Consider the following 21907-nt stretch of genomic DNA (forward strand, 5'->3'; position numbering starts at 1 on the left):
TGCAGGAATTCTCCGTTGCCAGCGTAACAAGGAGCAAAAAACTGCACATTTGCAGGCTTTCTCGCAAACGAAGCCAGCGATACGCTAGCCGGCATCGGCGCCGGGGCTAGCTGCTCGCAAACCCGGCGGCGGCGAGGAATCTGCGGAACGCTTGCTGCCCTTCCCCGGTGCGTTTGAACACGCCGGCGTCGAGCAGCACGTCCAGGAACTTGCCGCCGACTTCCGCTTGCAGCGCTGCGTCCGCCGCTGCCGGAGTCATCGCTGATCCATGCTTCGCGATCAGCGACTCGATCCACGCTGCATGCTTGTGCAGCGGATGGTCCGCGTCCTCGCGGATCTCGCGGCCGAAGCCGGCTGTGCCGGCGAGGAGCTGCGCGATCTGCGCCAGCTCTTGCTGCAGGCGGCCCGGCAGCACCGCCAGCCCCATAACTTCAATCAAGCCGATATTTTCCTTCTTGATGTGATGCAAGTGCCGGTGCGGATGGAAGATGCCATCCGGGTGCTCTTCGCTGGTGCGGTTATTCCGCAGCACCAGGTCAAGCTCGTACTCGCCCCGCGCATTGTTGCGGGCGATCGGCGTGATCGTGTTATGCGGGATGCGCTGTCCGTCCTTCTCGGAGAAAGCCAGAACTTCCGCTTCCGCATCGCTGTACGCTCGCCAATCGTCGAGCAGCTTGCTCGCCAGCTTGTACAGCGTCTCTTTGTTGTGGCTGCTCAGGCGGAGGACCGACATCGGCCATTTGACGATGGCGGCCTTCACGCCGGCGAAATCCGGGTGCGCGAAAACCGCTTCGCCAGGCGCTTTTTCCATCGGGAATTTGTGGCGTCCGCCCTGGAAATGGTCATGGTTCAGAATCGAACCGCCGACGATCGGCAAATCCGCATTCGAGCCGATGAAATAATGCGGGAACTGATCGATAAAATCGAGCAGCCTGCGGAACGTTTGCGCCGTCGTTTTCATCGGAATGTGCTGCTCGTGGAAAATAATGCTGTGCTCGTTATAGTACACATAAGGCGAGTATTGGAAATACCAGTTCTCCTCGTCCAATCGCAGCGGAATGACGCGGAGGTTCTGTCTGGCCGGATGATCCACCCGCCCTGCGTAGCCCAAATTGTCCGCGCACAGCAAACATTTGGGATAGCTGCTTTGCGGCAGCGTTTTGAGCAGCGCGATTTCTTTCGGATCTTTTTCCGGCTTGGACAGATTGATTGTAATTTCCAGATCTCCGTAATCCGTGCCGGCTAACCAATACGCGTTTTTGCGGATTCGATCCATGCGGATGTAGTTCGAGTCAATCGACAGCTTGTAAAAATAGTCCGTAGCCGCTTCCAAGCTCTGCAGCTTGGCGGTAGTCCGGAACTGATGCACGACTTCAGAAGGGCGCGGCATCAATAACCCCATAATTTTGGCGTCCAGCAAATCCCGGTATGTCGCCGTATTGTCTTCCAATAAGCCTGCCTCGTAAGCGTCGTCAAGCAACTGCTCCAGCAGCTCGACAGGGCTGTCCAGCCTCTCGTCCGGCACTTCGCCGCCATAAGGCTCGGCGAGGCCGAATAAATCCAAAAGCGCGTTCCTTGATGCATACATATCAAGCGGCTCTACAAGTCCGTTTTGCTTCGCGAACTGCAGCATCCGTTCTATCGTCAATGCCGCACGAGGCGGCGTCGTTCCGTTCCGTTCCATGGTCGCCCTGCTCCTTTCCATAATCTCTGCGCTGTAACCGGGCTTGGTATTGTTTCTTACTTATCCCCGTAGCCGCCGGGGTGGTTTTGATGCCAATTCCATGCGCTCTCGATGATAGCTTCAAGCGAATCGCGCGACGGCTTCCAGCCGAGCTCCGTTCTCGCCCGCTCCGAAGAGGCGATCAGGACGGCAGGGTCGCCGGCTCGCCGCGGCTCCACGACAGCCGGGATCGCATGGCCCGTCACTTTGCGCGCGATGTCGATAACGGCTTTTACCGAGAAGCCTTTGCCGTTGCCCAGGTTGTAAATGCTGCTTTCCGCGCCCTGGCGCAGCTTCTCGACTGCCAGGACGTGCGCGCTCGCCAGGTCGCTGACATGAATGTAGTCGCGGATGCACGTTCCGTCTTCCGTCGCATAGTCGTCGCCGTAGATCGAGATGTGCTGTCTTTGGCCGAGCGCCACCTGAAGAATGATCGGGATCAAATGCGTTTCGGGGCTGTGATCCTCGCCGATCTTACCGCTTGCGTGGGCACCCGCCGCATTGAAATAGCGCAGCGACACATATTTGATGCCGTGCGCGGCATCGAACCACTTCATCATTTTTTCCATAGCCAGCTTCGTTTCGCCGTACGTGTTCGTAGGCAGAGTACGATCCGTTTCGAGGATCGGAATGTTTTCCGGCTCGCCGTAAGTCGCCGCCGTGGAGGAGAATACGATTTTTTTCACGCCGTACTCGTTCATTTTCTCCAGCAGGCACAGCGTGCCGTATACGTTGTTATGATAATATTTCGCCGGGTTGGTCATGCTCTCGCCCACAAGCGAATTCGCCGCAAAATGAATGATCGCATCAATCGCATTTTCCTTGAACACCGTGTCCAAAAACTCGCCGTCGCGCAAATCTCCAACGTACAGCTTGCCGCCCAGAACCGCTTCGCGGTGCCCCTGCTGCAAATTGTCGACAACGACAACTTCCTCGCCTTTCGCCAGCAGCTCCGCTACCGCATGCGAACCGATATACCCGGCTCCGCCGGTGACCAAAATCGCCATTTTACAACGCCTCCCCGATTTTTTCGACTCCATTCCCGATTTCACATACGTAGAAACTTGGCGCCAAGCCTGTTTTTTCGTTATATTCCCGGCCTACTTGTTCGATAAATGTCTGCACGCTGTCTTCATGCACCAAAGAAACCGTACAACCGCCAAAACCCGCTCCCGTCATCCGCGCGCCAAGCACGCCGGGAACTTTCAACGCCGCTTCCACCATAGCATCCAGCTCGGGGCCGGTCACTTCGTACAGATCGCGCAGCGAGTCGTGCGAGCCGATCATCAGCTTGCCGAACGCCTCCAGGTTGTCCGCTTTCAGCACCTCGATCGATTGCAGGACGCGGTCGATTTCCTCAATAACGTGCTGCGCTCTGCGGCGGACCGTCTCGTCAGGAATAAGGTGCTTGTATGCGCCAAACTGCTCCAGATTGATTTGGCCGAGCAGCGTGATGTCAGGGAACTGCTTTTGCAAGTAAACGACGGCTTGCTCGCACTGGCTTCTTCTTTCGTTGTAGGCGGAATCGACAAGCCCTCTGCGCTTGTTCGTGTTGCCGATCACAAGTCTGTAGCTGCCGCCCCGGAACGGCACATACTCGTATTCAAGCGTATCGCACATCAGCAAAATCGCGTGATCCCGCTTGCCGTTCGCCACCGCAAATTGGTCCATAATGCCACTGTTGACGCCGACGAACTGGTTTTCCGTTTTTTGCGCGAGAAGCGCGATTTTCACCGTGTCGGTCGGATAACCTTCCAGCGTCAGGAGGCCGAAAGCCGTAACCACCTCAATCGAAGCCGAGGAAGAAAGACCTGCGCCATTCGGTATTTCGCCGTGGAACAAAAGATCGTAGCCATTCGTCACCGGAAAACCTTCTTTAGCCAGATGGACTACGATTCCTTTGGGATAGTTCATCCAGTCGTCCGCTTCGTTATATGCCATATCCGCTATGGAAATTTGTTTGCGCAGCTCCATATTCGTAGAGGCAAAGCCGATCTTGTGATCCGCTCTCGGACGAGCCAGCATCGTCGTTCCGAACGTCAGCGCCGCAGGGAATACGTAACCGCCGTTGTAGTCGGTATGCTCCCCGATCAAATTTACCCTTCCTGGCGCATGGAAAGCCGAAATTGCCGCTGAAGAATCTCCGTAAATCTCAATAAATGTCTGCTTTAACGCTTGCAAATCTGCCATGTCGGCACCGCCTTTTGTGGGAATGAGATTCGTTGTATTTGGAATGTTTGTAACTACAGTATAAGAGATCGCGTAGTGATTGACTATGGAAGGATGTTATTATTACATGGAAAAATGTGATTTACAGCATTCATTTGCAGATGGAACTATGCTAAAATCGGAGGATACCGCATGGAATGCCGTTCACATAGAAGGAGGATAGCGCCGCTATGCCGAAGCCTCACAGCTACTACGTGGTTTCCAATCCGCTAACGTCTCAGGATAGCGAACTGCTCGTGCTGTTTACGGGAGAAAGCCAGACCAAGCCGGAGCATCGTCTGGGCCCCAAAGTGTACGATTACTATTTGATACATTATATCATATCAGGAAAAGGCGTTTTTACGTGCCGCGGAGAGGAATATGAGCTTGGCGCTGGAGACAGCTTTCTTATCGAACCCGAGCAGTTGGTCAGCTACATCTCCGACCCGGAGGAGCCTTGGCACTACTGCTGGATCGCCTTCACGGGCCCGCGCGCTTCGGGGCTTGTCGCCGAGACCGGGGTCAGTTCCGTCCGTCCGATTGTACGAATGAACCGAAACCGCCATATTCCGGTCATTTTCCACCAAATCCGCCACGCCTTTCGGGCGCGGGGCGCTAACGCGCAATTGAAAGCGAGCGGATATTTGCACCTGTTGCTTTCAGAATACTGCGCGGCGCTTGCGATCCCTTCCGCGTCCTGGGCGGTCGCCGATGCGGAGAACGATCGCGTCGTGCAGCAGGCGATTCACTACTTGTCCACCCAATACGCCGAGCCGATCACCATCGAGCTCATGGCGGAAAACCTCGGTTACAACCGCGCCTACCTGTCGCGGATATTCAAACGTCACACGAAAGTGACACCCGTGACATTCCTGCTCAAACTGCGCATCGATAAAGCCAGGCAGCTGCTGCGCGAGCGTCTTGAGCTTACCGTGGAACAAATCGCCTCCTCAGTCGGCTTTCACGACCCGCTGTACTTCTCGAAGCAATTTCGCCGCTTGTATGGCGTGTCGCCTACAGAGTACCGCAATCGGATGAAATCTTTGCAGCTATGATTAAACAAAATCAATCAACCTTTTCGGTATTTTCGATTTTTTTGCAAAAATCAGTTTAAATCGCTTCTTTTTCGTATATAATACGGTTATAATTGCAAAAAAATAGCAATCAATTTGCAATTTGTGTATGGAGGTGTTTACATGCTGGTTATGTTTCGTGCTAATAATTTTTTATCGTTTCAGAACGACGCTGTTCTTGATATGAGGGCTGCTTTCTACAAAGAGCATGAGTCGCATATCATTTCTACAAAATATTTCAACTTATTGAAGACAGTCGCCATTTACGGGGCCAACGCGAGCGGCAAAACCAATTTGATTAGTGCCCTTTATTGGTTTAAACGATTTATTCTAAATCAACTTTTTCAGGACTCTACCGCCTATGACGAATCAGATCGCTTGACCTCTATCGAACCTTTTCTATTAACGGATGCAGAAAAGGAATCGGTTGAATTTGAAATGATATTCATTTACCAAAAATTCCTTTTTCAGTATGGATTTTCATTCTCCGGAACGACGATTAAGTCGGAATGGCTGTATGTTGACAAAGATCTTGTTTTTGATCGCGATGCAAACAAGGGACTTGAATACGGTCCAAAGTATCGGGGGCAGCTTCAAAATCTGAGCAAATACCGCGAGGACCGATTGTATCTTTCCGTTCTCGACTATTTCGCCACGGATAAAGTCAAGGAAATGATTGATCATTTCAAGGGCTTTTTTCAGAAAAATTTTAATGTGTACCACGAATTAGTTCTAGAATCTACTATCAAAGGTACGGCCGGATCCGTTTTTAACTCTAAAAAATTGCTCGACAATGAAATGTTCCGCATGCAAGTTGCCGATTATGTAAATTTAATTGACGTGGGTATTGAGAATATCACCGTTGAGAAAGAAATGCGGCTGCATCCCAAAACTGGCGAGGAACAAGAGATTCCTGTTATCAAAACCGTTCACCCCATCTATGATGCAGAGGGCAACCGGGTCGGCAGCAAAGCTTTTGATCTTTCCAAAGAATCTTCCGGGACATTGCGTTTTTTATCATTTATTCAGCGAATTTTGATTCTGATGGAAACCGGAGGTGTGTTCATAATCGACGAACTGTCCGCCAGACTGCATCCCTTACTCACCAAATTTATCGTGGATATGTTTCAGTCCGAAGCTAATTCCAACTATGCCCAACTCGTTTTCACCACTCACGAAACGTCCATATTAAACAAAAATCAGTTCCGTCGAGACGAGGTTGTGTTTGTTGATAAGGACGACAAGGGAGTATCTCAAATTTATTCTCTTTCTGATTTGAAAGCCATTCGATCTATCGCCACCTACAATAAAGATTATTTTAACGGTAAATACGGCGCAATACCCATTTTCAAAACGTCCCGCTTAAGTAACGGCAGGAATTAATATGGTACGTTTAAACCCTTTCATTCCAAGGTCGTCAGATACGAAGGCAGGTCATTTAGGCAAAATCCTTCTTTTTTGTGAAGGCACGACTGAAGTCAATTATTTCGAATTCTTTGCCGCGATCATACAAAAAAACCGCAACAAATATTCCCATATCGATATCGTTCCTACTTTGGCCGGAGGGAATGCGAGAAGAGTTCTTAATTTCGCGAATCATTATTTGAATGACGATAACAATTTGCGCAAATACGGCCTATACGAGAAGTGTTTGATTTTCGACTGCGACGCTCCTCCCGAGATCGAAGAAGCTATTTCCGAAATGCAGCTTTCATCCCACGATTACGTAATACTGCCAAGCAATTTATCCTTTGAAATATGGCTGCTCATGCATTTTGAAGATGTTAATGTTAATTTTTCAGACACAAAAACTAAGATTTTTGAGCGTCTTAAAGCGGTACTTGGCAGAGCGGATTATGAAAAATCGGATAAAGGCATGATTCGGCAAATAATTGGGAACGGGGATAGCATAAGGAAAGCTATTTCAATCGCTCAAACCTTAGACCAGACATATAAAGAACAAGGGCTTTCCATAGACATACATATTCGTCAAATGAACCCCTTCACTCTAGTGTATACGTTAATGGAGCGAATTCTGGACGAAATGCATAAATCGGAATTATAGACTTCTATTATTAATATTAAAAACAAAAACATGCACCCATTCGAGCTTAGTCGCCCGTTCAGGTGCATGTTTGCTGTTATCGTTTGCCCGGATCGTAGGGCTCGCCGAGCGAGGATGGGGCTTTGGCCCTGCCTACTGCGCCGGCCAGCACAAGAATTGTCAGTACATACGGCAGCATGTACAAAAACTCTTGCGGAATGCTTTTCGTGAAATCGAACAGCTGCAAAAAGTTTTTCAACGCCTGCGCCATGCCGAAAAATACCGCCGCGCCCAGCGCGCCGAACGGATGCCACTTGCCGAAGATCATGGCAGCCATCGCGATGAAGCCTTGCCCGGAAATCGTATTGTGCGAGAAATTGCTTGTCGTCGTCAGCGTGATGGTCGCTCCGCCCAGCCCGGCCAGCGCGCCGCTGATGAGCACCGCCATGTAACGGATGCGATTCACTTTAATGCCCATCGTATCCGCGGCGCTAGGATGCTCGCCGACCGAGCGAAGCCGAAGGCCGAACGGAGTTTTGAACAGCACATAGTACGTGACCGCGACTAAAATTAACGCCAAATATGTCGTTGGATAAGCGGTGAATATCGCGTACCCAAGATACGGAATTTGCGACAGCACGGGAATCGCGTATTTGCTGAACACATCGTTCAGTGTTTCCGTTTGTCCGGCGCCGTTAAATAAAATTTTCACCAAATACACCGTAACGCCGGCCGCCATAAAGTTAATGACGACCCCGCTGATCACCTGATTCGCTTTGAACGTAATCGACGCCACCGCATGAATCAAGGCAAAGATAAGCGCAAACGCCACCGCCGCCAAAAGCCCGATCCACGGAGACCAAGCGCCCATATTCGCTTCTTCCGCATAGTAAGTTCCGACCGCCGATGCAAAGGCGCCGGAAACCATCAGCCCTTCGATACCGATGTTGACCACACCGGATCTTTCCGAGAAAATGCCGCCCAAAGCCCCAAAAATAAGCGCCGTTGAAAATACAAGCGTCGTATTGATCAGCTCGCTGCCTTTGGTAAGCGTCGTATTCAATATTGTAAGAAAATCCATGTTACAACGCCCTCTCTTTCTTGCGTTTCGCATAGAATGGGAGAAGTATCCATTTTACGATCCCTTGCGTCGCTACAAAAAAGATAACCGATCCGATCACGATGCGAATAATTTCCGGCGGCACGTCCGCGCCAAAGCTCATCCCGGCCGAACCGTATGTCAGACCACCGAACAAAGCCGCTCCGAGAATAATTCCCCACGGATTGTTGGCCCCCAGAAGCGATACCGCAATGCCGTCAAAACCGTAGCCTGGAGACGCCGCAGCCACAACCTGATAGTGGAACACGCCGAGAATCTCAAATACTCCGGCGAGCCCGGCAAAGACGCCGCTGATGAACATCGCTTTCACGATGTTGCGGTTGACGTCCATGCCCGCGTATTGGGCCGCATGGATATTGTGGCCGACAGCCCGCAGTTCGAAGCCTTGCTTTGTTTTCCAGAGGATGACGTAGAACGCGACGGCGCCAAGCAGCGCTATCAAGGTCCCCCAGTGAATTCGAGCGTTATCCATCAGCTGCGACAGCCAGCCGATATTGACCATGGCCGACTCCTGAATCATATAAGAGCGCTGCTGCTTGGGCTCCAGCAAAAATGCATTCACGATATAATTTGACAAAAACAGCGCGATCCAGTTCAACATAATGGTCGTAATGACCTCATTCACACCGCGCTTCGCTTTGAGGTAACCGGCAATAGCTCCCCAAATGCCGCCGAGCAGCGCTCCTGCGAGAACAGCCAGCGGTGCATGAATGAACCATGGAAGCCCTTGGATTTTCACGCCGATTAAAGTAGCCCCGGTCATGCCCATGACGACCTGGCCTTCGGCTCCGATATTGAACAGGCCTGTCCTGAACGCAAAAGCAACGGATAAACCGGTCAAAATCAGCGGCGTAATCGATCGAACCGTTTCTCCAAGATCGTAAGGACTGCCGAAAATACGTTTGAACAGTGCGATATAGGCATCAATCGGGTTGTAACCCCCGGCGAGCATGACGAGCGCCCCGAATATAAGCCCGAGCACAATCGCGACGAGCGGCATGACCACAGTATCGCCGGTAAAAACCCTTATAGCTTTATTCATGGGCTGCTCCTTCCTTCGTGCTCCTGCTGCCCGCCATCAGCATCCCGATCTCCTGGTCGTTCGTTTCCTGCGGCAGCACTTCACCCACAATTTGTCCTTCATAAATAACAGCAATTCGATCCGATACGTTCATAATTTCATCCAATTCAAAAGAAATCAGCAGCACAGCCTTCCCTTTATCGCGCTGCTCAATCAGCTGCTTGTGCACGAACTCAATGGCTCCGACATCCAGACCGCGAGTAGGCTGCGCCGCTATAAGCAGGCTCGGGTCCTTGTGAATCTCCCTCGCAATGATCGCCTTCTGCTGGTTGCCGCCCGACAAGGAACGAGCGTTGTTATATATGCTTGGCGTACGCACGTCGAATTTTTGAATTAACTCCTCGGCATGCTTGTCTATGGCATCGTAGTTCAAAAAACCTCTGCGATTATATTCCGGATGAAAATATGTTTCGAGAACCATGTTCTCGCTCATTGTAAAATCCAACACCAACCCGTGCTTATGGCGGTCCTCCGGAATGTGCGACAATCCGGCTTCCGAGATCGCCCTTACGGAATGATTGGTGATTTCCTTGCCCTGGAGCACTACGCGCCCGCTGTCCACCGGCCTCAGCCCGGTCAGCGCCTCGATCAGCTCGCTCTGTCCGTTGCCGTCGACACCTGCGATGCCCAAAATTTCGCCGGCCCGGACTTCAAAATTGAGCCCTTTCAGCGAAGCAAGGCCTTGCTGGTTGCGCGCCGTCAAATTCTGCACCTGCAGAACAGGTTGTCCAGGCTTCGCTTCCTGTTTGCTTACTTTAAACGATACGTCGCGCCCGACCATCTTTTCCGCCAAAATTTGCGGATTGGCCTTCGCGCACTCCAGCGTGTCGATGACTTTACCCCTGCGGATAATCGTCACCATATCGGCAATTTCCATAATTTCTTTCAGCTTATGGGTAATTAGAATGATGGATTTGCCTTCCTTCACCAAATTGTCCATGATCTCCATAAGCTCGCTGATCTCCTGCGGAGTCAACACCGCCGTCGGTTCGTCGAAAATTAAAATGTCCGCACCGCGATACAGCGTTTTCAAAATCTCCACACGCTGCTGCATGCCGACGGAAATGTCTTCAATTTTTGCTTTCGGATCGACCTTCAACCCGTACTGCTCGGACAGTTTACGCACTTTTTCCTGAGCGGTGCGGTAATCTATATTCATCCCTTTTTTGGGCTCCATGCCCAAAATGATATTTTCCGTAACCGTAAAAGGCTGCACCAGCTTGAAGTGCTGATGCACCATGCCGATTCCGAGCTCAATCGCCCGGTTCGGGCTGTCGATATTGACTTCCTTGCCCTGAATTTTAATATGGCCTTCATCCGGCTGGTACAAACCGAAGAGAATGTTCATGAGCGTCGACTTGCCCGCTCCGTTCTCTCCGAGCAATGCATGAATTTCACCTTTATGCAGCTGCAAGCTGATCGAATCATTGGCAACGATTCCCGGGAACCGCTTCGTAATATTGTAAAGCTCGACAACAGGGGTTACTGTGCTCATCGGATCACCCTACTGATTATTTTTAGAGGAAGTGCAATAAGACGGTATCGCTTCATGAAGCGAAGTAGGAGATAGGGAGAAAAACCTTGAGAACTAAAGAACAAGGCTAGTTATGCAACCAGCCTTGTTTTAACAATAGCATGCGACACGTTCCTCGAGCTGACGCTGCGCGCGAACAGGTGCTTATTGTTCAGGGACTTTGATTTCGCCGCTAATAATTTTCGCTTTGTATTCATCGACTTTTGCCAAAATTTCAGGCTTAACGTTTTTCTTGGAAGTTTCAGGCAAGCCTACGCCGTTGTCTTTCAGACCGAGAACTATGGTTTTGCCGCCTTGGAACTTGTTGTCGATGACATCTTTGGACACGCGCTCAACCGCTTGATCAACGCGTTTCAACATGGAAGTGAGGGTGACGTCGTCGCCAAACTCCAGGGATTGGTCTTTGTCGACACCGATTACCCATACTTTTTTGCCGGCTTTGAAACGGTCCTTCGCTTCGTTGAATACGCCGTTGCCCGTCGAACCTGCTGCGTGGAAAATGATGTCCGCGCCATCGTTATAGATGGTTGCGGCTGCCGCTTTGCCAAGGTCAGGCTTGTCAAAAGCGCCTGTGTAGTTGATTTGGATTGTGGCTTTAGGGTTAACTGCCGCAACTCCCGCTTTGAAGCCCGCTTCAAAACGTTGGATAACCGGAATTTTCACACCGCCGACGAAGCCGATTTTGTTCGTTGTCGTTGTAAGACCTGCAACTACGCCTACCAGATAAGCGCCTTCTTGCTCGGAGAATGTAACCGACTCTACGTTCGGAGCTTCTACGACGTTGTCGATAATGGCCAGTTTTGCATCAGGGTTCTGGGTCGCTACCGTTTTCAGCGCATCGCCCATCAGGAAGCCGATTCCCCAAGTCAGGTTGTATTTATCTTTGACGAATTGGTTCAAGTTCGGGATGTAATCGGAGTCGCTTTTGCTCTCCAGATTTTTCACATTGGCGCCGGTGTCTTTTTTCAGCTTTTGCAAGCCTTCCCAAGCGCTTTGGTTAAACGACTTGTCGTTCACGCCGCCGATGTCGGTAACCATTCCGATCTTCATGTCTTTGGCCGCGCCGCCCGGAGTTGCCGCCGCCGTAGCTGCCGCACTAGGAGCCGGAGAAGCCGATGCGCCGCCTGTTTTATCCTCTTTCTTTGCGCATCCGGACAGCACTACCGCTGTCACTGTAACAGCCATTAATGCAGTTGAAAACACTTTTTTCATCGTATTACCCCCAACTAATAAATTTGACTACTTCTTTAGACTGCTTCACGAAAGGCCAACTTGTAGTGTCACCATGAAGGAATGAAAATATGTAACGCATTCATGTGTCAATTGTACCATCAATTCCAAGGGCGGAAAAGTAGTTTCCCCGTTATTGCGGCACAATTCGTCATGTCATACAAGGTAACATAATCATGTTTGTGACTGGCTACAAATAGGTGTAGAGCCCCAATTCCCGATTATACTACCTGTGGTTGATAAAATCCATATCATTTCCGTTAACTTATTTTGTCTTTCATTAATTGAATGAATTCCTCAGGATGCAGCGGGCTGCTGAAAAGCTTGCCTTGAGCTTCCGTGCATTGCATACTTTGCAAATGTTCGAGCTGCTCCTCGGTTTCCACTCCCTTGGCGATCAGATTAAGACGCAGACGCTGCGCCATCATGGCGATCGCTTCCGCCAGCAGCTGATTTTCGCCGTCTTCGGGAAGGTCGCGGACGATCGTGCTATCGAGCTTGACGCTGTCCATCGGCACCCGGTCGGCGCCGCTTCTGGTGAACAGGCCGGTGCACAAATCGTCCATGGCGATTCGAAATCCGAAAGCTTTCAATAACTTCAGCTTCTCGCCGGTCTCCTCCACGCCGGAAGAAGATATGTCTTCCGCCAAATCGAGCTCGATCATGCCGGGCTCAAGGCCCGTTTCCTTGATGGCGTCGGCCACCAGATCGATGAAGCCTCGGTCCCTGAACTGTGAAGCGGTTACAGCGACGGTCAGCCGTAAAGGAGGATATCCCGCGTCCAGCCAGCTTTTCGCCTGTTGGCACGCTGTTCGCAGCGTCCACTCGCCGATGGCGGTCATCAGGCCGGTTTCCTCGGCGACGCGCACCCACTCGCTGCCCGGGATTTCCCCCTGCCCCGGACAGTGCCAGCGGATTACCGCCTCCATTCCGATCAGACGTTTGCCGGAAAGCTCATATTGCGGCTGATAGTACAGCTCCAGTTCGCCATTGTCCAAGGCGGCGCGAAGCGCCCGCTCCATGCGCTCCGGGCCTGCCGGCTCGGCATTTATTTCTGCGTCATAGAAACGGAGGTAATTTTCCCCATGCTTCTTGGCCGCATACATCGCTTCGTCCGCATGCTTCATTAACTGCCGCGGCGTCTCCCCGTCATACGGGTACAGCGCAATCCCCATGCTTGCCGAAACCGCAAAAGGGCTTCCCTCAAGCACAAAAGGCTCCTCAAGCGCCGCCTGAATACGGGACGCTGCGAGGCGGACATCCTCCTGCTTCATAATATGAGGCAGCAAAATCGTAAACTCGTCCCCGCCCTGACGGTATACGGTATCTTCTTCCCCAAGGCTGCTTGTCAGCCTTTGGCCGGCCTGCCGGATGAGCATGTCGCCATAAGCGTGCCCGAGCGTGTCGTTCACATGCTTGAAACGGTCCAGATCCAAAAAAACAACGGCAACCAGTGTATTGTGGCGCTTGGCATGCAGCAGTGACCGCTCCAGACGGTCTTCGAACAGCCTGCGGTTCGGCAAACCCGTCAAGGAATCGTGATGCGCGATGTATTCCATTTCCATGCTCCTGCTCTTATAATGCTCCCGCGACGCAGCCAACTGCCGGATCCCGTAGACGAAAAACATGCACAGGACCGTATGAGTCAACAAACTTGCGAACAATTCGGACGCAAGAAACACGAATGAAAGCAGCAGCCATGCGCACGCCGCTGCCGCCAATAAAACAATAGAAGCCTTTCGCTTGACGAGAAAAGCGGAGCAAGCAAAGCCCGCAAACAATATCCCGGCCAGCCAGCCCATTGCATGGAACGATGCCGAGACAAGCAGATTCGCCGTCAGCAGACTGACGCCAAGCAGGCACAAATATTCCCACGCAAAGTTAATTGCATGCCGCTCCCGTTTGGATGATGTACCGCCGTTCACGCTTATAACCTCCTCCCCCCAAACCTGTATAAAGAAGAAAAGGCTATTCCATCACATGGAATAGCCGCAGGTAGTACCTGTTAGGTATAATTCAACCCTTCGGCAGCCCAGCTGTCCTAGTTGAATGCAACCTTAGACCTGCGGCTTTGCGTCCTTGCCTTTCGGCAAGTTTGCCTTTTTTCGAAAAATATTCGAGTTTTCTGGGACTTATTTACTATACCATATTTAACCAAAATTAGCTAATAGAATCTTCCGGTTCTGCTGTAAATCGGAAATTTTCAAATGAGCAGATTGAACAGCTTCGGATCCTTGTTAATCTCGATGTAGCCGTAATCTTTGCGCGAGAGACGCTCGATAAGCCCGTGGTAGTCGTCCTTGTTTTTCAACTCGATGCCGACCAGCGCCGGCGCGTCGTCTCTATTGTTTTTCTTCGTATATTCAAATCTGGTAATATCGTCGGAAGGCCCGAGAACTTCCTCCAAAAACTCGCGCAAAGCACCGGCGCGCTGCGGGAAGTTCAAAATAAAGTAGTGCTTAAGCCCCTCGTAGATCAACGAGCGCTCCTTGATTTCCTGCATCCGGTCAATGTCGTTGTTGCCGCCGCTGATGACGCAGACTACGTTTTTGCCGCGGATTTGTTCCTTGTATGCGTCAAGCGCCGCAACCGGAAGCGCCCCGGCAGGCTCGATCACGATCGCATTGCTGTTGTAAAGCTCCAGAATCGTCGTACACTCCTTGCCGGCTGGCACGATAACGATATCCTCGACATTCTCCTTGCAAATCTCGTAATTCAATTGCCCTACCTGCTTCACGGCCGCCCCGTCGACGAATTTGTCGATCGTTGCCAACGTGATGACTTGTCCCAGCTTAAGCGCCTCAGACATGCTTGCGGCGCCCTCCGGCTCTACGCCGATAATGCGCGTCTGCGGAGCTACGCTTTGCACATAAGTGGAAATTCCCGAGACAAGTCCGCCGCCGCCGATCGTGGCAAAAATAAAATCCGGCGTCTCAGGCATCTGGTTCATAATCTCAAGACCGACCGTGCCTTGTCCGGCAATCGTGCGCGCGTCGTCGAACGGATGAATAAACGCCTTGTTCTCCCGGGCGCAGTACTCCCTGGCCTGAGCGGAGGAATCGTCAAAGGTATCTCCTGTAAGGATGACCTCGACAAAAGCTCCGCCGAACAGCTTGACCTGCGAAATCTTTTGCCGGGGCGTCGTCGTCGGCATGAAGATTTTTCCTTCGATGCCCAAGTGCTTGCAGGAAAAAGCGACTCCCTGCGCGTGATTGCCGGCGCTGGCGCAGACGACTCCCGCCGCCCGCTCCTCGGGAGACAAGCTTTGAATGACATTATAAGCTCCGCGAATTTTGAACGATCTCACGATCTGCAAATCTTCGCGTTTCAAGTATACGTTGCACTCATACAAGTTTGATAAAAGCTCGTTGCGCTGCAGGGGCGAGGGCTCGATCACTTTGCTGAGCACATGATTCGCCTTGATGATGTCTTCCAGACCTACTCTTCCATTTACAGCCATGCTCTTCTGCTCCTTTTGCCGTGTTCGCACAAGATTAAGTTTTAAAGCCTATTGTAACATATCTTGCAGGGCTGGGAAGCACACGGGGAATAATTTTACACGGCGGGTTTCGGAAAGCGGGAACCGTTTCCCGTAAAAAAAACAAGCACACCGGCGATGCGGCATGCTTGTTCCATAAGGATTTAGTATACGTAACGGGGTCGCTGGTCCTGAAGATCGGCGCGCTTTTGCAGGTAGCGGGAGAACGCTACGGCAGCCTGTGCTTTTGTCACTTCCTGCCCGGGCTCAAAGCTGCCGTTATTCAGCGACATGATATCCAGACCGACGACAATCGCAGCTTCTCCGATATTTTTCAGCTTGGCCGCATCCGCAAAGTTTTTGTTGAAAACATTCTCGTATTTCGTCAAGCTTTTGTAACCAAGCGCCTTAACGATGAGCTGGGCCATGTCTTCGCGGGTGATTTTGGCTTCCGGATTAAAATCCTCGCCAGGAACCAGCAATCCGCGGTCGACCGCATTTTCGACATAGGCGAAATATTTGGACGTGCTTTGCACATCCGCGAAGGAAGCTGCGCGTGCCGCAGGGTAATAAATGCCGCTGTTGCCTCCGTTCATCGCAATGACCAGCATTTTGATCAATTCCCCGCGAGTGATGGCTTGATCCGGGTTCACCTTGCCGTCTTTGACGTCAAGCGCTTGATAGTCCAGCATCAATTGCAGCTCGTTCTTCGCCCAATGATTCTCGATATCGTCCACTTTCACGCGTTCCAGCGAAATGACTTCGCCGTTGGAGGCATTGACCCACTGCCCCGTCTGGGCGTTCAGGAAGAACTGTTCGCGCGTGAATTTCGGAATCAGGGAGTAGACCAGTTTAGCCTCGAGCTTTTTATTGTCTCCGCCCACAGGAGCGCTCGGAACGCTTTCTCCCGCTGCGATCATCAATCTGTATTTCTCGATGGGAATGCCCCCTGGAGCCCCGCTGTTCGCTACCACATAGTTCAGCTTGATCTCATACTGCGATAGCAGCGTTTCTTTCGCTTTGTCGAGGGCGATCACTTCGGGCTTCTGCTTCGGATACGGCAAATTGGTAATCGAATTGTAGTAATTCAAGATCGCGCCGTCAGTCCGGTCAATGCTCACATTCACACTCTCGTAATTGGCGCTCACGCCATCGATAACCCGTTTGAAATTGAACTCCCAGGTGCGCTGCTGTTTCAATTGTTCGGCAGGTATGTTCTTTTCTACAGGTGCGCTCATTACGAGCTGGTCCGTGTAAGCGGGCAAATTCTTTTTCACAAAATCGATGGCCGACGCTTTGGCTGTATCCAGCGCTACCTTGCCGTCAACCGGCTTGGTCCCGTCATTTGGATAATTAATGTACTTGTTGAAGCTCATAATCTCGCCGGTTTTGCTGTTCACCGCAGCCCAGGCGCCGCTGCCGCCGATTTTACCCGTCGAATCGTTCTCCGCCGCCGGCCGGCTCCAGTTCAGGTTCCAGCTTGAGCTGCTCTCTCCCGTCTCAGGGGAAGTGACCTCGTTGTAGGAAGCGTCGCGCAGCTTGTAGTCATCGGGCAGCTTGAACGCATCGGTTACCTTTTTGACGGCTTCTTCCTTGGTCAGATTCAAATTGGAAGCCGGTTTACCGGACAGCGGTTGCTCTGTAAGCGGATTTTTGTCACTTGCATAAAGAGACTGGGAAAAAGCGCCCTGGTTCCAAACTTCGCCGTTCACAGCGTTCAGGGCGAATGGGACTAATGTGTAGGCAATGAGCGGTTTTTTCTCGCCTTTTGCTTCATAAGGGATTTGATAGGCTAAGGTAACGTCGGCTTTGTCTTTGAAGGTCTGGGCGATTTTGTCCTCGCCGATCGGCGTCACATTCGTCTCGAATGTCACATCGTCATCCCAGTTGTAATTGTAGCCGGTTACCTGCCCGTCCCCGTTCACAGTGACATTGACGCCGTTCTCCATAAACGGAATGCCGTTAACCGCCCGGTCAAAACGGATGTTGTACTGATAATTTCCATTCAGAGGGGTGCGGAAGGAATCCTCTTCCGTCTGGTTGTACAGCAGTTCCTTCTGCTTATCAGGATTCACCTTCCCGATCCATGCGGAAGCGATCGCTTTGGCTCCTTTGAAATCGACTTTCGGCGGGTAGCTCAATTTATGCTCGGGATCTTTGTCGTTGATCGAATATCCGACCATTTCTCCGCTAATACCGTTAATCGTAACATGCAGATCGCCTAAATACTGGTCTTTCACTTTCTTCACGAAACTTAAGTTCCAGTTCGGAATGCTGTGTCCGTTCATTACATAATAAGCGTTCAGGTTAGCCGACTGCAGCGTATACCCATCCGGAATTGCAACGTATTTCCTGGCAAGTTCAAGGGCTTGGTCTTTAGTAATTTTGGGCTCGAGCTGTGCGGTGTCGTCGCCTTTGATGGGCAATCTGATAGCTTGAGTCCCTACTGCGGCATCATTCGCCCATGCCTGCGGAGCCGCAGTGAGCAGAAGCGCTGATGCGATAGCGACGGTTCCTGCTTTTTTGACCAGTTTCAAATGAATCTTCCTCCTCGTACGCTTAATAGCGATAAACTTTTCCAGTTCTACACCCTAGACGCCGCCATCCGAAAAAAGGTTGCTGGCCAAACGCCATGAAAATAAAAAATAACGGAAGCGTAAATCCGCCCGCCAGACTCCTGGGGCAGACCAGAGGGGGCCCTGACTGGGGGCGCAGCCGCTTGGCAGGCCGAAAAACCTGCGAAAGTGCAGGCTGCTCGATAAAGTCGCGACACTTTGTTAGGGTTAGGGGAAACAGTGAGCCCCTAATTTGGGGGACAGCCGCTTTTTCCGGGCGCGCTTCTCCCAGCGTAGGTTATGGAACTGCGCAACCGGTCAGGAAGCAGCTTGGTAGAGAGAAAACCTGCGAAAGTGCAGGCTTTTCATCGAAAATTGACTTATTTTGGCGAAAATCCTGCAAAAGTGCAGGAATTTTCGCTAAAAGTGAACCTGAGCCCCTATCTCCGCTGAAAAACCTGCACAATTGCAGGAATTGTTCGTGGCCAGCGATCAAGGACGCAAATTCATGTATTTTTGCAGGTTTTATTCTTGCAGGCGGGCAGATTTTGGTTATCGCCTCTGACGCGGGGCTTTTTGGGCAGCCTGCTATTGTGCAGGAATTCCCGATCAAAACGGGTCAGAGCTTATGTATTCGCGGAAATTGCTGCATTTTTGCAGGAAAATTCGGTTGCAGCGTATCAGCGAGCAAAAACCTTTTGCAGGTTTTCCTCGTGCTGCAAACAGATGTGCCATCTCCTGACGCGATACCAGGCTGCTTCACATACGTTTGGCACCCACTGGGCATCCAGACTTTCTCAAAACTCCGAAGCACACGGTTTGTTCCCGAAATGACGTTGTAATCTCGAATATACATTTTTTCATCTTTTAAAATTTTGTAAGCAAATAATAATTTGTAACAAACTATAGATTATATGTTATACTGACAGAGTAAGTATTCTAACATATAGAAGGGAAGTTTTGATTCATGGCAACTGTACTTTACATCACCGCACATCCTCTCGATTCTCAAGCATCTTTCAGCCTTGCTGTAGGAAAAGAATTTATTGAAGCATACCGCGAAGCAAATCCAACGGATGAAGTTATTCATCTGGACTTGTATAAAGAAAATATCCCGCTAATTGACGCCGAGGTTTTCAGCGGTTGGGGAAAACTTCAGTCAGGTTCTTCTTTCGATCAACTGTCCGCTGCGGAACAATCAAAAGTAGCTCGTCTTGGGGCACTCGTTGATCAATTCGTAGCCGCCGACAAATACGTTTATGTTTCTCCAATGTGGAACTTCTCGTTCCCTCCGGTTTTGAAAGCATACATCGACGCTACTTCAGTTGCGGGTAAAACTTTCAAATACACCGAAAATGGTCCCGTCGGCCTGCTGTCCGGCAAGAAAGCCCTGCATATTCAAGCTAGCGGCGGCGTATATTCGGAAGGTCCTGCGGCTCCATTAGAATCGGGATACAGTTATTTGAAGAAAGTTATGCAGTTCTATGGGGTTCAATCGCTCGAGGGGATTTTTGTCGAGGGAACGTCATCGGCAGAGAAAGCTCCGGCTATTAAAGAAAAAGCAATCGCAGATGCCAAAGAGGCAGCAAAACGCTTCTAAACGACTCCCGGCTTCCTTAGCGGAAAGACCCCTGCTACAAGCAGCGGGTCTTTTTTTGCCAAAAAAAAAGATCAAGGGCTCTCAAGCCCTTGATCTCATTCAGGATTTTGCATCTGCTGTCCCCAGAATCCGCATTAGTTCCTGCAATTCTCCCTGCGTCAAATTTCTCCACTTGCCTGTCTTCAGATTGCCGAGATGCATGTGCATAATCCTCACGCGCTGCAAACGCACGACCCTGTACCCGAACACTTCGCACATGCGGCGAATTTGCCGGTTCAGCCCTTGCGTCAGGATAATGCGGAACACTCTTTCGCCCACCCGGTGAACCTCGCAGGGCTTCGTAGTCGTGCCCAGAATTTTGACACCGCCGGCCATCCCCTGCAAAAACATCGGTGTGACGGGTTTATTGACCGTTACGATGTACTCTTTATCGTGATTATTTTCCGCACGCAAAATTTGGTTGACGATATCGCCGTTATTGGTCAGCAGGATCAATCCTTCCGAATCTTTGTCCAGCCTTCCGATGGGGAAAATTCTTTCGGAGTGCCCGACAAAATCAACGATATTGCCCTTCACATGCGTTTCCGTCGTGCTCGTAATGCCAACCGGCTTGTTCAGCGCGATGTAGACATGCTCCTTCTTGGCTCCGATCGGCCTGCCGTCGATCCGCACTTCGTCGCCCGGTCCGACGACGCTGCCAAGCCCGGCCACCTCGCCGTTAATGGTGATCCGCTTCGCTTCGATCCACTTGTCCGCCTCCCGTCTGGAGCAGACGCCGGTTTCGCTGATGAATTTATTGATCCTCATAGGCGGGAAATCCCCTTGCTAGTAAAATGTTGCCGCAGCAATCGTACAGAACTATTATGCGGGATTCGTCCGCGCGGTTCAAGTAGGCTCCGTACTCCCGGCTCGCGCGCCCCGCATGGAACATGTACAATAGATGGAATACTAGGAAAGCGGTGAATGACGATGCACATATTCATTTTGGGCGGGACTGGGCGCGTAGGCGGCGAGGTGCTCCGGCTTGCATTAGATGACGGGCACAGCGCAACCGCGCTCGTGCGTGATCCCCGGAAGCTCGGGCGGCTGCCGGATCGCCTTGCTGCGCTTCAAGGAGACGCCTGCCGCGAAGCGGACGTCCTAGCAGCCATGCGAGGCGCGGACGCCGTCGTCAGCTGCCTGAGCACAGACGGAGGTGCTGCGCTGACCTCAAGCATGCCGCTTGTCATCCGCGCGATGCGGGCTCACGGCATCGGCCGGATCGTCACCGTCGGAACGGCCGGCATTTTGCAAAGCCGGGAACACCCCGGCCTGCTTCGCTACGAGGCGCCGGAATCGCGGCGCACTTCCGTCCGGGCCGCCGAAGAGCACCGCAAGGCGTGGGAGCTTTTGGCGTCGTCCGGCCTGTCTTGGACGGTCGTGTGCCCGACTTATTTGCCCGACGGCGAACGGATTGGGCGGTATCGGGTGGAAAAAGATGTTCTGCCCGAAGGCGGCACATCGATATCCGTCGGAGATACGGCCGAGTTTACGTATAAGCAGGTGTTGAGCGGCGAATTCGCCGGCTGCCGCATAGGCATTGCTTATTGACAAAAAACTCCTCTAATCGCTGTTTCGAGCGATCGGAGGAGTTTTTTTGCAATGTGCAGCTTACCGTACGGCCCACGTAACCGTCAAGTGCCCGCGCCAAAGCCGGAATGGTGACTTTGCCGTCTTGTCCTGCCGTAAAGATGCCGAGGGGCAGCACATCCACGCGTCAAAACCGATGCGTCTAAGAACGATACGGCTGCGTTACCATCGTGAGCTAAATACGACGACGCTTTTCTATACGCACCCGACAAGAAAGAACGGTCCGCGCCAAAATCAGCGTTTGCCCGTTCTCCAACCTCCAGGCTGCGTGAGAGCCTGTTAAGCGAGACCCCTTGGCAACGAAGAGAAAACCCGCAAAAGCCTTGCCCTATCGCCAGACCGGTTCACCCCGCAGTCTAGCTATGCACAAAAAACCTGCAAAAATACATCTTTTTACTAGTAGATACGCTGACAGCGCAGAATTCCTGCAATTGTGCAGGCTTTTCATCGAACCCAAGGGCTTAGGGGCATTTTCATCGAAAATTCCTGCACAATTGCAGGCTTTTCGCCAAAATAAACCACATTAACAAAAAAAGCCTGGTCGAGTAGGCGGGGCCTTTCCTTCTCGGATTGTGCCCCATACCCCTCTCAGATCCGTACGTGCGCAATTCACGCATACGGCTCCTCACTTC

General features: G+C 51.5%; 17 protein-coding genes and 1 riboswitch. Of the genes, 6 read left to right on the forward strand and 11 right to left on the reverse strand.

Annotation, left to right across the window (positions count from 1 at the left end):
- Positions 1-106 precede the first annotated feature (106 nt).
- The 3 genes from AC6RNO_RS32465 to AC6RNO_RS32475 are packed head-to-tail and all read right to left on the reverse strand — an operon-like array spanning position 107 to position 3913.
- On the reverse strand, positions 107-1684 hold the full coding sequence (locus AC6RNO_RS32465; RefSeq protein WP_497107947.1) for a UDP-glucose--hexose-1-phosphate uridylyltransferase: 1578 nt from the start codon (positions 1682-1684) through the stop codon (positions 107-109).
- A gap of 56 nt (positions 1685-1740) precedes the next feature.
- Positions 1741-2730 carry a UDP-glucose 4-epimerase GalE gene (gene galE, locus AC6RNO_RS32470; protein ID WP_488434984.1) on the reverse strand — a complete coding sequence of 330 codons (990 nt, stop codon included), beginning with the start codon at positions 2728-2730 and terminating at the stop codon, positions 1741-1743.
- Position 2731: 1 nt separating this feature from the next.
- Complete coding sequence (locus AC6RNO_RS32475) at positions 2732-3913, reverse strand: galactokinase (RefSeq protein WP_497107948.1); 1182 nt, start codon at positions 3911-3913, stop codon at positions 2732-2734.
- Between the two features lie 209 nt (positions 3914-4122).
- On the opposite strand from AC6RNO_RS32475, the gene AC6RNO_RS32480 reads away from it, so the two are divergent.
- From AC6RNO_RS32480 to AC6RNO_RS32490, 3 genes are all read left to right on the forward strand, one after another.
- Positions 4123-4986, forward strand: coding sequence for an AraC family ligand binding domain-containing protein (locus AC6RNO_RS32480; RefSeq protein ID WP_497107949.1), 864 nt, complete (start codon positions 4123-4125; stop codon positions 4984-4986).
- A 141-nt stretch (positions 4987-5127) separates the two neighbouring features.
- A complete protein-coding gene (locus AC6RNO_RS32485) occupies positions 5128-6387 on the forward strand; it encodes an AAA family ATPase (RefSeq protein ID WP_497107950.1) in 1260 nt (419 codons plus the stop codon).
- Position 6388: 1 nt separating this feature from the next.
- Positions 6389-7069, forward strand: a complete 681-nt coding sequence (locus AC6RNO_RS32490) for an RloB family protein (RefSeq protein ID WP_474685037.1) — start codon at positions 6389-6391, stop codon at positions 7067-7069.
- 76 nt (positions 7070-7145) lie between these two features.
- Here the strand turns inward: AC6RNO_RS32490 and AC6RNO_RS32495 are convergent, their stop codons facing one another.
- From AC6RNO_RS32495 to AC6RNO_RS32525, 7 genes are all read right to left on the reverse strand, one after another.
- On the reverse strand, positions 7146-8129 hold the full coding sequence (locus AC6RNO_RS32495; RefSeq protein ID WP_488434988.1) for an ABC transporter permease: 984 nt from the start codon (positions 8127-8129) through the stop codon (positions 7146-7148).
- Between the two features lies 1 nt (position 8130).
- Complete coding sequence (locus AC6RNO_RS32500) at positions 8131-9210, reverse strand: ABC transporter permease (protein WP_474685035.1); 1080 nt, start codon at positions 9208-9210, stop codon at positions 8131-8133.
- Positions 9203-10744: an ABC transporter ATP-binding protein gene (locus AC6RNO_RS32505; protein ID WP_488434989.1), complete on the reverse strand. Its 1542-nt coding sequence runs from the start codon at positions 10742-10744 to the stop codon at positions 9203-9205. Before AC6RNO_RS32505 ends, AC6RNO_RS32500 begins: the two co-directional genes overlap by 8 nt.
- A 183-nt stretch (positions 10745-10927) precedes the next feature.
- Positions 10928-11995 (reverse strand): BMP family lipoprotein, encoded by a 1068-nt coding sequence (locus tag AC6RNO_RS32510; protein WP_474685033.1) that lies wholly within the window; start codon positions 11993-11995, stop codon positions 10928-10930.
- Positions 11996-12273: 278 nt separating this feature from the next.
- Positions 12274-13938, reverse strand: coding sequence for an EAL domain-containing protein (locus tag AC6RNO_RS32515; protein WP_497107951.1), 1665 nt, complete (start codon positions 13936-13938; stop codon positions 12274-12276).
- Positions 13939-14036: 98 nt separating this feature from the next.
- Positions 14037-14123, reverse strand: a riboswitch (cyclic di-GMP riboswitch).
- Positions 14124-14216: 93 nt separating this feature from the next.
- Positions 14217-15473, reverse strand: coding sequence for a threonine ammonia-lyase IlvA (gene ilvA, locus AC6RNO_RS32520; protein WP_474685031.1), 1257 nt, complete (start codon positions 15471-15473; stop codon positions 14217-14219).
- A gap of 182 nt (positions 15474-15655) precedes the next feature.
- Positions 15656-18028 (reverse strand): YcdB/YcdC domain-containing protein, encoded by a 2373-nt coding sequence (locus tag AC6RNO_RS32525; protein WP_497107952.1) that lies wholly within the window; start codon positions 18026-18028, stop codon positions 15656-15658.
- Positions 18029-18210: 182 nt separating this feature from the next.
- Here AC6RNO_RS32525 and AC6RNO_RS32530 point away from each other — a divergent pair, with 182 nt between their 5' ends.
- Together AC6RNO_RS32530 and AC6RNO_RS32535 are read left to right on the forward strand one after the other, a co-directional pair.
- Complete coding sequence (locus AC6RNO_RS32530; protein ID WP_497107953.1) at positions 18211-18888, forward strand: hypothetical protein; 678 nt, start codon at positions 18211-18213, stop codon at positions 18886-18888.
- Positions 18889-19013: 125 nt separating this feature from the next.
- Positions 19014-19646: an FMN-dependent NADH-azoreductase gene (locus AC6RNO_RS32535; RefSeq protein WP_497107954.1), complete on the forward strand. Its 633-nt coding sequence runs from the start codon at positions 19014-19016 to the stop codon at positions 19644-19646.
- A 99-nt stretch (positions 19647-19745) separates the two neighbouring features.
- On the opposite strand, the gene rluF is transcribed toward AC6RNO_RS32535, so the two are convergent.
- Positions 19746-20453 carry a 23S rRNA pseudouridine(2604) synthase RluF gene (rluF, locus tag AC6RNO_RS32540; protein ID WP_488434992.1) on the reverse strand — a complete coding sequence of 236 codons (708 nt, stop codon included), beginning with the start codon at positions 20451-20453 and terminating at the stop codon, positions 19746-19748.
- 162 nt (positions 20454-20615) lie between these two features.
- On the opposite strand from rluF, the gene AC6RNO_RS32545 reads away from it, so the two are divergent.
- Positions 20616-21236 carry an NAD(P)H-binding protein gene (locus AC6RNO_RS32545; protein WP_497107957.1) on the forward strand — a complete coding sequence of 207 codons (621 nt, stop codon included), beginning with the start codon at positions 20616-20618 and terminating at the stop codon, positions 21234-21236.
- Positions 21237-21907: the final 671 nt, after the last annotated feature.

This window comes from Paenibacillus sp. sgz302190, assembly GCF_059820445.1.

Coding starts and splice junctions, on each gene's coding strand:
- AC6RNO_RS32465 (WP_497107947.1), bottom strand. CDS start 1,684: ATGGAACGGAACGGAACGACGCCGCCTCGTGCGGCATTGACGATAGAA.
- galE (WP_488434984.1), bottom strand. CDS start 2,730: ATGGCGATTTTGGTCACCGGCGGAGCCGGGTATATCGGTTCGCATGCG.
- AC6RNO_RS32475 (WP_497107948.1), bottom strand. CDS start 3,913: ATGGCAGATTTGCAAGCGTTAAAGCAGACATTTATTGAGATTTACGGA.
- AC6RNO_RS32480 (WP_497107949.1), top strand. CDS start 4,123: ATGCCGAAGCCTCACAGCTACTACGTGGTTTCCAATCCGCTAACGTCT.
- AC6RNO_RS32485 (WP_497107950.1), top strand. CDS start 5,128: ATGCTGGTTATGTTTCGTGCTAATAATTTTTTATCGTTTCAGAACGAC.
- AC6RNO_RS32490 (WP_474685037.1), top strand. CDS start 6,389: ATGGTACGTTTAAACCCTTTCATTCCAAGGTCGTCAGATACGAAGGCA.
- AC6RNO_RS32495 (WP_488434988.1), bottom strand. CDS start 8,129: ATGGATTTTCTTACAATATTGAATACGACGCTTACCAAAGGCAGCGAG.
- AC6RNO_RS32500 (WP_474685035.1), bottom strand. CDS start 9,210: ATGAATAAAGCTATAAGGGTTTTTACCGGCGATACTGTGGTCATGCCG.
- AC6RNO_RS32505 (WP_488434989.1), bottom strand. CDS start 10,744: ATGAGCACAGTAACCCCTGTTGTCGAGCTTTACAATATTACGAAGCGG.
- AC6RNO_RS32510 (WP_474685033.1), bottom strand. CDS start 11,995: ATGAAAAAAGTGTTTTCAACTGCATTAATGGCTGTTACAGTGACAGCG.
- ilvA (WP_474685031.1), bottom strand. CDS start 15,473: ATGGCTGTAAATGGAAGAGTAGGTCTGGAAGACATCATCAAGGCGAAT.
- AC6RNO_RS32535 (WP_497107954.1), top strand. CDS start 19,014: ATGGCAACTGTACTTTACATCACCGCACATCCTCTCGATTCTCAAGCA.
- rluF (WP_488434992.1), bottom strand. CDS start 20,453: ATGAGGATCAATAAATTCATCAGCGAAACCGGCGTCTGCTCCAGACGG.
- AC6RNO_RS32545 (WP_497107957.1), top strand. CDS start 20,616: ATGCACATATTCATTTTGGGCGGGACTGGGCGCGTAGGCGGCGAGGTG.